The organism is Amycolatopsis sp. NPDC041971 (assembly GCF_055588925.1).
This window is the reverse complement of record NZ_JBVJCE010000018.1, coordinates 199756-211563: the sequence shown is the minus strand read 5'-3', so window position 1 is coordinate 211563 and position 11808 is coordinate 199756. Positions and strand designations below refer to the sequence as shown.

At 67.7% G+C, this 11808-nt stretch carries 10 protein-coding genes and 1 pseudogene; 4 read left to right on the top strand and 7 right to left on the bottom strand.

What is annotated here, in order from left to right; genetic code table 11:
• Positions 1 to 302: 302 nt before the first annotated feature.
• A complete protein-coding gene (locus tag ACZ6DT_RS31215; RefSeq protein WP_465602067.1) occupies positions 303 to 962 on the bottom strand; it encodes an anti-sigma factor family protein in 660 nt (219 codons plus the stop codon).
• Positions 959 to 1489: a sigma-70 family RNA polymerase sigma factor gene (locus ACZ6DT_RS31210; protein ID WP_465602066.1), complete on the bottom strand. Its 531-nt coding sequence runs from the start codon at positions 1487 to 1489 to the stop codon at positions 959 to 961. Before ACZ6DT_RS31210 ends, ACZ6DT_RS31215 begins: the two co-directional genes overlap by 4 nt.
• Before the next feature lie 145 nt (positions 1490 to 1634).
• Between ACZ6DT_RS31210 and ACZ6DT_RS31205 the strand changes: the two genes are divergently transcribed.
• Both ACZ6DT_RS31205 and ACZ6DT_RS31200 read left to right on the top strand, forming a co-directional pair.
• Positions 1635 to 2489, top strand: a complete 855-nt coding sequence (locus tag ACZ6DT_RS31205) for a DUF4394 domain-containing protein (RefSeq protein WP_465602065.1) — start codon at positions 1635 to 1637, stop codon at positions 2487 to 2489.
• 98 nt (positions 2490 to 2587) lie between these two features.
• On the top strand, positions 2588 to 3079 hold the full coding sequence (locus tag ACZ6DT_RS31200) for an ATP-binding protein (protein ID WP_465602064.1): 492 nt from the start codon (positions 2588 to 2590) through the stop codon (positions 3077 to 3079).
• A 60-nt stretch (positions 3080 to 3139) separates the two neighbouring features.
• Here ACZ6DT_RS31200 and ACZ6DT_RS31195 read toward each other — a convergent pair whose 3' ends face one another.
• The 4 genes and pseudogenes from ACZ6DT_RS31195 to ACZ6DT_RS31180 all read right to left on the bottom strand — a co-directional run bounded on the left by ACZ6DT_RS31195 (position 3140) and on the right by ACZ6DT_RS31180 (position 5911).
• Positions 3140 to 4138 carry a ferritin-like domain-containing protein gene (locus ACZ6DT_RS31195; protein WP_465602084.1) on the bottom strand — a complete coding sequence of 333 codons (999 nt, stop codon included), beginning with the start codon at positions 4136 to 4138 and terminating at the stop codon, positions 3140 to 3142.
• A gap of 558 nt (positions 4139 to 4696) precedes the next feature.
• A pseudogene (locus ACZ6DT_RS31190) lies at positions 4697 to 5038 on the bottom strand (VOC family protein); the annotation flags it as partial.
• 145 nt (positions 5039 to 5183) lie between these two features.
• A complete protein-coding gene (locus ACZ6DT_RS31185; RefSeq protein ID WP_465602063.1) occupies positions 5184 to 5516 on the bottom strand; it encodes a hypothetical protein in 333 nt (110 codons plus the stop codon).
• 104 nt (positions 5517 to 5620) lie between these two features.
• A complete protein-coding gene (locus ACZ6DT_RS31180) occupies positions 5621 to 5911 on the bottom strand; it encodes a hypothetical protein (RefSeq protein ID WP_465602062.1) in 291 nt (96 codons plus the stop codon).
• Between the two features lie 675 nt (positions 5912 to 6586).
• Between ACZ6DT_RS31180 and ACZ6DT_RS31175 the strand changes: the two genes are divergently transcribed.
• Together ACZ6DT_RS31175 and ACZ6DT_RS31170 are read left to right on the top strand one after the other, a co-directional pair.
• Positions 6587 to 8203: a poly(ethylene terephthalate) hydrolase family protein gene (locus tag ACZ6DT_RS31175; protein ID WP_465602060.1), complete on the top strand. Its 1617-nt coding sequence runs from the start codon at positions 6587 to 6589 to the stop codon at positions 8201 to 8203.
• A gap of 401 nt (positions 8204 to 8604) precedes the next feature.
• Positions 8605 to 10392 (top strand): helix-turn-helix domain-containing protein, encoded by a 1788-nt coding sequence (locus ACZ6DT_RS31170; RefSeq protein WP_465602059.1) that lies wholly within the window; start codon positions 8605 to 8607, stop codon positions 10390 to 10392.
• 81 nt (positions 10393 to 10473) lie between these two features.
• Here ACZ6DT_RS31170 and ACZ6DT_RS31165 read toward each other — a convergent pair whose 3' ends face one another.
• Positions 10474 to 11796, bottom strand: coding sequence for an MFS transporter (locus ACZ6DT_RS31165; RefSeq protein ID WP_465602057.1), 1323 nt, complete (start codon positions 11794 to 11796; stop codon positions 10474 to 10476).
• Positions 11797 to 11808 lie beyond the last annotated feature (12 nt).

The following is an 11808-nucleotide window of genomic DNA, read 5'->3' as shown; positions in this document are numbered from 1 at the left end:
CCACCACCAACCAACAACCACCACCCCCCCCCCCCCCCCTCCCCCCCCCCCCCCCCCCCCCACCCCCCCCCCCCCCCCCCCCTCCTCCCCCCCCCTCCCCCCCCCCCCCCCCCCCCCCCACTTCCATGCCCACACCGCCCGTCCGGGGTGCGGGCTCCAGCCACGCGGCAGGATGAGCACGACCTGCCGCATGGGGAACGCTGTAGCGGCGGCGTTCCGCCGGTCGTCGCCGTCGCTGGTTTCACTCCATGGCCACGGCGACGGCCGGCCCTTACGCGATCCCGGAGCGGCCGCGCACCGGGTCAGAAGTCGGATACGAGAACCACCTGGCCCCCAGCGTCGAACACCCGGAATCCGGCAGCACCGGTGCGCAGTACGGAACTATTGAGATTGCAGCGCATTTCCGTGGCACCTGTGCCGATGAACTCGCCCGCGACCGCCTGGGCCCCCGTCTCGTCCACGACCACCACGCGATACCGCTTGTTCGCGTCGAATCCCGTCCCCGTCAGCTTGATCTCGACGCCCCAGGTATGGGGAACGAGGCCGGCGGAAGCGTGGATCGCCGGAACCGACGTGGTCACCGGCACCGCTTCGAACGGGCCTGGCACCGAGGCGTCCGGATGCGCGACCCAGCCGGCACCGGCGCCGCATACCAACGCGATCACCGCGGCGGCCACCCAGCGAGGGGGGCGCCACCGGGTACGGTTCGAGCCCTCGATGACCTTGCGCACGACCGCGTCACCGAGATCGGGTGGCACCGTCACCTGCCCGTGTTCGCTGACCTGCGCGGCTTCGGCCAGGCCCAGCGCGCGCACTACCGGGCTCAGTTCCCGTAGCTCCGAACGGCACTCCGCACAGCCGGACAGATGCGCGTCGATCTTGAGTCGTTCGTGCTCGTCGAGCCGGTCGAGCGCGTAACCGCCCAAGGTCTCCCGCAGAACACGGTGATCATCGGGATTCACAGCTCGACCCCCATTTCCTCCATCACGACGCGGAGCGCTCGCAATCCGTAGAACAGCCTCGTGCGCAGTGTCCCGACCGGGATTCCCAGCTCGGCGGCGACCTCCGCGTACGGCCTGCCCCGCAAATGGGTTTCGACAAGGCACACCCGGTGTTCCGGGGTGATCCGCCGTAACGCTTCTTCCACGAGCCAGGCGTTGACCTGTCGTTCGTCGAACCCCGTCTCGGTGGGCTCATCGGCCAGACCGAACTCCCTGGCCGGGCGAACGGACCGGCGGCGCATCTCGTCGGTGATCACATTCCTCGCGATCGCGAACAGCCACACCCGAAGGCTTGCCACCTCGGGGTCGAACCTCTCCGCCGCCCGCCACGCCCGGAGGAACACCTCCTGCACCACGTCCTGTGCCGCGCCGTCGTCGTTCAGCTGCCGCATCGCGAACCGGTACAGCTCCGGTCCGTGCGCGTTGTACACCGCACGGAGCGCGTGTTCCCCGGTCAGGCCGAGGCCACCACCGGCCGATCTGCTCATTCCGTGTCCCTCCTGCCGAACTGTGTTCGGAACAGGCAGGGCGAATGTTCATCCGATCACCGAATTTTCCGGAAAAGGATGAACGCGAAGAACGCCGCGTCCGTATACACCGGCCGTAAACCCCTCTCGACAAACAGGAGCTGACATGCGCAGAACCACCCGCGCGCTCGTGACCGGAAGTGTGCTGCTGACCCTCATGGCGAGCGGCACCGTCGCCTCCGCCACACCAACGGGCAACAACGACTGCGCCCTGCTCATCTTGAGTGAAAACGGCACCCTGAGCAGACACCACTGCGAGCGGCCGCTGCTGCCCACCTCGAAGAAACGCGTCTCCGGTCTGGCCAAAGGCGACCGCCTGATCGGCCTGGACACCCGCCCGGCCACCGGCTCGCTCTATTCAATGGCCGCCTCGGGCAGGCTCTACCGCATCGACGCCACGACCGCCAAGGCCACCGCGGTCGGTGCGCCGATCACCCTGCGAGGCAAAGCGATCGGCTTCGACTTCAACCCGACCGTCGACCGGATCAGGCTCGTGACCGACAGCGGCCTCAACCTCCGCCTGCACCCGGACACCGGCGCGATAGCCGCGACCGACACGGCCCTGAGCTATCCGGGCCGATCGCGGGCTCCCCGCGTCGCCGCCTCCGGCTACACCAACAGCGTCGCCGGAGCGACATCGACCGCGCTCTACGGCCTCGACTCCGGACACGACACGCTTGTCAAACAAGGCAGTCTGCCCGGCGAGACACCCGTCGTGTCGCCCAACACCGGCCAGCTCACCGCGATCGGCGGACTCGGGCTGAACATCAGCTCAGTGAACGGTTTCGACGTCGCCGGCGCCGCGAAAGCCGGTGCGTACGACCCGCGCGACTACAAAGCCGTCGCGGCCGTCCGAGCGCACGGTATCCCGTTCCTGATCCGCATCGACCTGGCCACAGGCCGGGCCCACGTCGTGTCGCCGCTGCTCACGCATCCGGTCGGCCTCACCCTGACGAGCTGATCCTTGTCCCCGGGCCGAACGAGTGAAATCGCGGTCCCGCGCCGTCCACACGCTTCGCTGTCTCGAAGAATCCCTGACGACTGTTGAAAGGGACCGAGATGAGCGGGAATCCGGATCCAGCGCACGACGGGGCCGATCTGCCCTTACCGGTGGACGTAGACCGGGAAGTCGAACGGCTCACCCAGCGAGTCTCATGGGCGGCGGAGGTCAGGCTCGGGCTGTCGAACCGTCCCGAACTACGTCGCGTGCGCTCGACGGTGGTGAACTGCCTTGGTTTCGGGCGTGGTGAGAACGAACCGCTGGGCGCGGTGGTGCTGGTGGTCGACGAACTGGTCTCCAACGCCTACCGGCACACCACCACTCCCGGTGAACTCGGCATCACCCGGACACCCCGCGGCCTCCTGGTCGAAGTCACCGATGACGACCCGGACGTGGAGCGGATGAAAGCGAGAACGGAAGGACGACCTGGCTCCGGCCATCACGGGTTTCGTCTTGTCGCCCACCTGTCGCTCGAGTGGGGAGTGCTGCCCGGAGAAACCGGGAAAGTGGTGTGGGCGCTGGTTCCCGCGCAGATGTACTTCGAGCGGTGACGCTTTCACCGAAGGCGTGACAGGGCCGAGCGGAGACGCCCGCTCGGCCCTGTCATCGTGTCAGCCGTTGGCGGCGCTGGTGTTCACGTCACCGTTGACACCCTTGGGGAAGAACCCGCCTGACGTGGCCGCCTTGGGAGTCAGGTAGACGATGTTGAGCACCTGGCCCGGTGACCGGCTGAAGGCGATCCCGTTGCCGTCGGTGGGAACGATGTTCGCGCGGCCCTGCCCGTCGACGACGCCCTGGTCGAGATCCGTCGTGCCGTCGAGACTGTCGCGGGCGTTGGAAAGCTTGACACTGGCTTCCCTGAGATCACGCCCCAGCAAGCCGAGACCGAGAATTCCGCCGCTGTGCTGGTAAAGCGCGGTACGGATGCCGGCGGCGTGGTAAGCCTCGACGGCGAGAATGCCGGCGGCGGCCTCGAGGTAGGTCTTGTTGCTGATCAACGGCGCCGCTCCCTTGTACGCGGTGACACCGACGTCCTCGAACAGATAGGCGGCGAGCAGGAAGTTCTCCTCGCAGGCGAAAGCGTCGAAGCTCTGGCCCTTCCTGACCAGACCGGCCGCTTGAGCCGCCGCGGTGAAGCTGGACCGCAGATCGATCGCCGGACGACTGACCGCGGCCGAGCCGAGCGCGGTGCGCAGGAACTCCACATGCGCTTTCTCGTCGGAGGCGATCTCCTGGGCGTACTGGCGGGCGGCCTTGGTCTTGAACCGCACCGCGCGGCCACCGGTGACGCCACCACGGGTTCCCGTGCCGGTGGTCAGTGAATCGGCGAGCCCCTCCCCCGTGACGGCGTGGAGGTAGAACTCGGCTTCCAGGTATTCCAGGTTGAGGGCGAAGTTGAGTACGGCACCGTCGCTGATCCCCTCGGCCGCCGCTTCCCCCGCCGCCTGCCGAACAGTGGCGGCGGAAGCGGGACCGGCCAAGCCACCGAGAGCTCCCGCCCCGACGACCCCCAGCCCCGTCATCCCGGCAGCGCGCAGGAACCGACGCCGATCCTGCGGGTTCTCCGCACTACGGTTGATCATCGATGCGGCATAGCGTTTGCCAAACACGTGCGATCTCCTTCCCGCCCGTGTCCCGACTACGCACGACAACGGGCGTGCCCCACCATCTCGGGCGGACCCGGGAGGGCAGGGTTGACCTTCGCGGACACCCTGCTTTCGTACTCGCGAGCGGCACGGCTTGGTGTCCGCACCAAATCGACCGAAATCCACGAGAATCGGCATCGAATCGGGCGGACCGGTCCGCTCAGCACCGGCGTTACTGCGAGTGAGTAGATGCCGCCCCGATCGGGGCGTGACTGTCACCCGTCTTGGTAAGGAGTCGCGCAGCGGGTTCCAGGAGGGGGGCGGTTCCGTGATCCTGGATCGGTGACGACTGACGACGATGGCGACGACGGCCAGTGGCGTGCGTCCCTGTGGCGCGAGATGGCGGCGATCGAACGCGCCAAAGGGGTACTCATGGCGCGTCACGAGATCGACAGCCGTACCGCCGCTTCCTTGCTGGCGCTCTGTGCCGAACAAGGCGGAGTGGAGGTCCCCGAAGCCGCTCGGCGCGTGAGTTGAGCTCGATATCCCCAAGGGCGCGCTGCTGAGGTCGACGACGCAGAAGCGGTTGCCATCCGGGTCGGCGAGAACGACGAAGTCAGGGTTGGGCGGATAGCGGTCCCAATCGACGTCTTTGGCCCCGAGCTCTTTCAGACGTGCGACTTCGGCCGCTTGCTCCGCGGCGGTGTCGACGAACAGGTCGAGGTGGATCCGCGGATAGGGCTCGATCGGGGAAGTACTCGACATCAGCCCCAGCACACGCCCGGACCCATCGGCACGGACAAGAGTCCGCCAGCCGTCGCTCGCCCACTCGTCACTCGCGACGAGATTCAACGCCGCGGTCCAGAACGCCACCGCCCGCGGCAGATCCGACACGCCGATCACGGGCAACCCCAGCCTGAGCATGTCGACAGATCAACCCTGTGCTGCTGGTCGATGTCCGTCTACGTGTCCGCCTGACCACCGGCGGGGAACAGGATCGGGCTCAGTAGATACTGCGCACGGCCGGGGGTGGCCCGATTGCGCAGGCGCGGAAGGATCGCCGACTGGCTCAGTGCTCGCGTTCGTTCCGACCGCCGCTGATCCACCCGGTCCAGGACAGGGAGAAAACCGGCACGATCAATGAGCGGTAAGGCGCATCGATCACCGGATTGTGGGCACTCTGCGAAGAGGTTGCCGATCTGCCGCGGACGATCGACGACTCAGGCCCCGTCGGTTGATTCACCCAGCCGGCGGGGCCGAACTCACTGTGTTCGTCGGCGTCCCCGGCCTGACGACGATTCGCGATGATCGTCAGCGCGCCCGTCGTGAGCGATTCCGTGGCGCGGAGCTGGCGAGACCGCCGGGCTTCTCGATGACGTTTGCCGGGCGAACGTAGCCCCATCGGAGACGACGTACCCGAAGACGCGGGCGGGGATGTCCGCGCGGCTCGATGTCGGAAGCGGTGGCGCCGTCGTGCGACGGAGGCCACCGCTTCAGTCGGTCGGTCTATTTCAGGCCGTAGGCCCTGACGATGGTTTGCTCGGTGGTGCCGCCGCGGTTGTCGGTCGCTTTGGCTTTGAGGGACACGAAACCCGGCCCGGCGGGATGCCGGAGATAGGTGGCCCAGTGCGAGGTTCCGGCGGGAACGACGGCGGCCGTCTGCCAGGTCTTGCCGTCGTCGTAGGAGGCCGACAGCTCTAGGCGATTGACCCAGGTCGGGGAGCTGCTCTTCTGCGTCTGTACCTGGATCGGCAGCCGGAACAGCGTGCCGGCCTTGGCGCGGTTGTCCATGTCCACGGCGGGGTTGAACCGGATGGCCGAGACCGGCGGGCCGGTCGCGGTGTCGGTGCTGAATCTGGAACGACATGCGCTCCCGGCCCTTGGCAGGCCGCACCAGCGGAGAGAGCCGACCGTCCCGCTTCTCGACCACGGTGACCTCGTCTCCCGACAACAGTGTCACCTGCCCGCGCACACCGTCTGCCTGCCCGCGTGGACAACACCCGCCTGCGGCTGCACCACCTGGCCCGTTGCCGCGGCCGGTGACAGGGCACCACCCACCAACGCGACTGCCGACACCGAGGCGATCACCGCTGCGCGGCCACGCGCGGAACCGGGTATTCCGGCTCGGGATTCCAACATCAATCACCCTCCAGAAAGACGAAATACGAAAGGGAAAGACGGAATTCAAAACGGGCCACCTAGCAAACGATCCACTGTCCGATCGCCCGAAAGTAACGAAGAGTACAGGCGTGAACAATGTCTGCGGCCACACATTTCGCAGTTCGAGGCCGTACAAAGAGCGGCGCCTTGACGGAGCAGAATCAAGGGTGTGGTTTTCGACATGCGGAGGCGGCTCAAAAGTGTGTATCGAGCCATGGTGTCGCCGTTTTCACCTTCGTAGCATCAGCGAAACAGCGTGACCCGGATCACCTGTCGATTCCGCATCACCCCCCGGTCCCTGGAGGCTGTCCGATGTCCACAAAGAACGCACGCGCCGTCATCCGCCGCCGCGGTCCGGCACTGCTCGCGGTGCTGACCGCGGCGGCGGCCGCGCTGTCCCTGGTCGGGTTCTCGTCCCAGGCGAGTGCCGGCCTCGCCGACACCGCCTCCGCGGCCGTCGAGCACGACCCGGTGCTCATCATCCCTGGCATGACCGGTACCACCCAGTACATGGAGCCGATGAAGACCAAATTCGTCTCCGCCGGATGGCGCGCGGACCGGGTCGAGACCTGGACCGACAGCACCAGCATGACCGGTGACCTCACCAAGGCGGGGCAGGAGATCGGGCAGAAGGTCGACAGCGTGCTGGCCAAGACCGGCGCTCGCAAGGTCGTTCTGGTCACCTGGTCGGCCTCTACCCTCGCCGCCCGCTCCTACCTCAAGAAGGTCGCCGGCGCGCAGGACAAGGTGTCGCTGTACTTCTCGATGGCCGGACCGCACCACGGCACCACCACCGCCGCGCCCTGGTGCCAGAACCTGTACCCCTCCTGCAAGCAGTTCGCCATCGGCTCACCGTGGTTGGCCGACCTGAACTCCGGCACCGAGGTCCCTGGCTCCCCGGGTGTCCGCTACACCACGCAGCGCTCCACCTGCGACACCAACGTCAACCCCAGCACCTCCGCCGAACTCGCCGGGGCCACCAACCTCCAGACACCGACCTGCATCACCCACGGCAGCTTCCCCAGCGACTCTGGGGTGTTCACCCAGATCAAGAACATCATCATCGAACACGAGAAGCAGACGCCCACCACCACTCCCACCCCGACCACCACCGGCACCTCGACCGCCACGCCGACCAGCACGAGCAGCCCCACGACGACCACCACCACCCCGCCCGCCTCGCCCTGCTCGTCGGTCAACGGCCAGTGGGACGCCGCGGGCCCGTTCGCGGTGACGTCGGCCTCCAACGGACGCGGCACCACCGTCGTCCGGCCGGTCGACCCCGGCACCCTGGGCTGCACCACGCACCCGGTCGTGCTGTGGAACAACGGCGCCCAATCCAAGCTGGACCGGTACCTCCCCCTGCTCAACCACCTCGCCTCCCACGGCTTCGTCATCGCCGCCGCCGAAGGCAACACGGGCACCGGGACCGCCATGCTTTCGGGCCTGGACCACCTGACCACCGAGAACAACCGCGCCGGTAGCCCCTTGCAGGGCAAGGTCGACCTGACCAACGTCGGCGCCACCGGCCACTCCTTCGGCGGCGGGGCGGCGGTCGACGCCGGAGCCGACCCCCGGGTGGACACCATCGCGCCGATCTATCCCCTGGCGTTCAGCAGCGGCAGCCGCGTGCGGGGCCCGGCGGTGTTCTTCGCCGGGCAGAACGACACCATCGTCTCGCCCTCCACGGTCCGCAGGACCTACAACCAGGCCACCCAGGTGCCCGCCATCTACGCCGAGCAACGCGGCGCGGACCACTACGGCATTCCGAATCTGCACGGCCCCGTCACCGCGTGGTTCCGTCTCCACCTCATGCGCGACGAACAGGCCCGAGGCCTCTACTTCGGCCCGAACTGCACCTACTGCTCCTCGCAGTTCTGGTCGATCTACGAACGCAACGCCAAGGCCCAGGCCGTCCCCGGCGCCTGACCACACCCGCAAACGACGAGCGGGGAGCCCGACACCGGTCGGGCTCCCCGCTCGTTTTCTATGGCGGTACAACACATCCTCGGCGCCGAATGGCGACCTGGGCGGCGCCTGTCGCAGCCGAGAAAATCGGTGTGCCTCGAGAGCAATGGTTCGTTGAAACATTCCAGCACCCTCCAGTATGTGAGAAACAAACATTGTCGGGCGCGCATAGGAGTACACACTGTTGACATCGACATTGCGCACTGGAGGTGAACCGTGGAAAGCGGATGGGGACGTGCTGGACGCGGTGGGTTCCACCCCGCTCCGGAGACGACCGAGTAGCACATTCCGCGCCGAGAACGAGACTGCGAACCTTTCGACGAGGCAGCCTGCACACCGTTGTGCAGTGAGGAGACATGCCCATGGACAACGACGTCCCCACTCGACTTCTTGAGTTGCTCGCCGGCGGCGCGGACAGCGACGAACTGGCGCGGGTGACGGTCGAGGAGCCCTCCTCGACCGCGGCCGTCAAACTCGCCCTGCGGATCAACGCGACGCTGCGCGGACACCGGCGACGAGAGGCGGAGCTGGCGGCGTTGTTCGACACCGCGGGCGATCTGGCCCGGCTTCGTGATCCGGACGAGGTGCTGCGGTCCATCGTGCACCGCGCCCGCAGGCTGCTCGGTGTCGATCTGTCCTACCTCACCCTCACCGACGCCGCCGCGGGCGTCACCCGGATGCAGATCACCGACGGCTCGGTGTCGAAGCTGTTCCCACAGGTCAGAATGAGACTGGGAGTGGGAATCGGTGGACTGGTCGCACAGACGGCGCGTCCGTACACCACCCCCGACTACCGCTCCGACGAGCACTTCCGGCACTCCGAGCCGGTGGACGAGGCGGTCCGCGACGAGGGACTGACCGCCTTGCTCGCGGTACCGCTGACGGTGGGCGAAACCGTCACCGGTGTGCTGTACGCCGCGGACCGCACGCCCCGGGAGTTCACGCCCGAGGAGATAGCCTTGCTGTCCTCCCTTGCCGACCACGCCGCCATCGCGTTGGACAACGCGCGGCTGCTGGCAGAACTCAGCGCCCACAGCCGAACGATGGAACGCGCCGAGGAGGCCCACGACCGGCTGATGGACCTGGTGCTGCGCGGCGAGAACACCTCCGCGGTCGCCGCCGCGGTCGCCGACGTACTGCACGGCGGCATCGGCGTGTACACCAACGACGGCGGACAACTCGCCCACGCCGGACTGCCCACGACGCCGCCGGACCCCCAGGCCGTCGCCGCATCCCACAACTCCGGCCGCGCCACAGCCACGTCGGAGGGCTGGGTCTGCGCCGTGCAAGCGGGACCCGAACTGCTCGGCAGCATCGTGCTGCGCACCGACACGAAGCCGGCCGCCGCCGATCGACGTCTCTTCGAGCGTGCCGCCGTGGTGACCGCACTGCTGCAGATGCTGCGCCGCTCGGCGGCCAAGGCCGAAGACGAAGTCCGCGGTGAACTGCTCACCGACCTGCTCACCGCACCTGAGCGCAACCCCTCCGCCCTCATCGACCGCGGCCACCGCCTCGGCCTGGACCTGACCGTCCGGCACGCGGTCTTCATCGTCCACGCCGACGAGATGTCCCGACGACGCCTGGCCGCGGCCGCCGCCCCCTTCGCGGCCCTCAGCGGCATCCACGCCGAACAAGTCGTGCTCTTGGCCTCCACCGACGCGCCCGGGGCCCTGGCCGCCCGCATCGCCGCCGCTCTCGGCTCCCACGCGGGCCTGCCGATCACCGTCGCGGCGGGCGGCCCGGCCCGCGGGCCCTCCGGTCTCGCCGCCGCCTACCACGAGGCGAACCGCTGTCTGCGCGCGCTGCTCCGGCTGGGCCGCGAGGGTACCGGTGCTTCGATGGCGGAGCTGGGGTTCATCGGCCTCGTGCTCGCCGACCACGCGGATCATGCCTGCTTCATCCGCGAGACGCTGGGCCCGGTCTTCGACTACGACCGCAACCGTGGAACCGAACTGGTCCGCACCCTCAAGGCCTACTTCGCGAGCGGCTGCAGCATTCCCCGCACCAAGGACACCATCCACGTCCACGTCAACACCGTCGGCCAGCGGCTGGACCGGATCGGCAAACTCCTCGGCCCGGACTGGCAATCCCCGGACCGAAAGCTCGAAATCCAACTGGCCCTACGACTGCACGAACTGAACGCCATCTGAATCCCACGCTCCCGCCGGCAGCGGCACGCGCTTTCGAAAGCAGGGTATTTCCTTACCGTGCCGTAGGAAGTGAGCCTCGAATCAGCGGGGAGCGAGTTCCGAAAGGTTGCGGCGGCGGGTTTCTTTGGCCGCCAGGATGCCGAGAACCGAGATGGCGGCGGCGATGGCGATGTAGACGGCGATGGGTGTGCCGTTGCCGTAGCGCTGCAGAAGCGCGACGGCGATGATCGGGGCGAGGGATCCGGCGAAGATCGAGGTGACCTGGTAGCCGATGGAGGTGGCACTGTAGCGGACGCTGATGTCGAATTGTTCGGCGAAGAACGCCGCCTGGGGGCCGTACATGGCCGCGTGCATGAAGAGGCCACCGGTCACCGCCACGATGATGAGTGCCGGTTGGCGGGTGTCGAGAAGGTGGAAGAACACCGGCGCCCAGATGGCCGTCCCGATGGCGCCTGCCAGGTACACCGGCCGCCTGCCGACTCGGTCGGACAGTGCGCCGAACAGCGGGATCGCCACCAGGTGGACGGTGTTGGCGACCAGCAGGGCGGTGAGGACGACGCCGCTGGAGAGTTTGAGGTGGGTCGTGACGTAGGTGAGCACGAACGCGGTGATGACGTAGTAGGAGACGTTTTCCCCGACCCGGGCGGCCATGCAGATCGCGATTTCCTTGGGGTGGCGGCGCAGCGCTTCCATGGCGGGTGCCCGGCGTGGGGTGTCGCCGGCGTCCGCCAGCGCTTTCGCTTTGATGAACGACGGGGCGTCTTCGACCGCCGTGCGGATCCAGAAGCCGAGGACGACGAGTGCGGCGGAGAGCAGGAAGGGGATGCGCCAGCCCCAGCTGAGGAAGGCCGCTTCGTCCATCGTTCCGGCGAGGATCGCCAGGACGGCGGTGGCCAGCAGGTTGCCGATCGGGACGCCCGCCTGTGGCCAGCTGGCCCAGAAACCCCGGCGTTCGGCCGAGCCGTGTTCACTGACCAGCAGTACGGCTCCGCCCCATTCGCCGCCGACGGCGAAGCCTTGCACCAGCCGCAAGGTGGTGAGCAGTACGGCCGCCCAGATGCCGATCGATCCGTAGGTGGGAAGCAGGCCGATGGCGGCGGTGGACGCCCCCATGAGCATGAGACTGACCATGAGGAGCTTTTTCCGGCCCAGGCGGTCGCCGAAGTGCCCGAAGACCAGGCCTCCGATGGGCCGGGCGACGAACCCGAGCGCGTAGGTCAGGAAAGCGAGCATCACCCCGACGAGCGGATCACTGTTGGGAAAGAACAGTTTGTTGAACACCAGCGCCGCGGCGGAGCCGTAGAGGAAGAAGTCGTACCACTCGACGGCGGTGCCGATCAGGCTGGCGGCGACGACGCGGCCCATGCTGGTCCGGGGCGCGGTGGATTCGTTTGTTCTCGTCATTGAGACTCCACT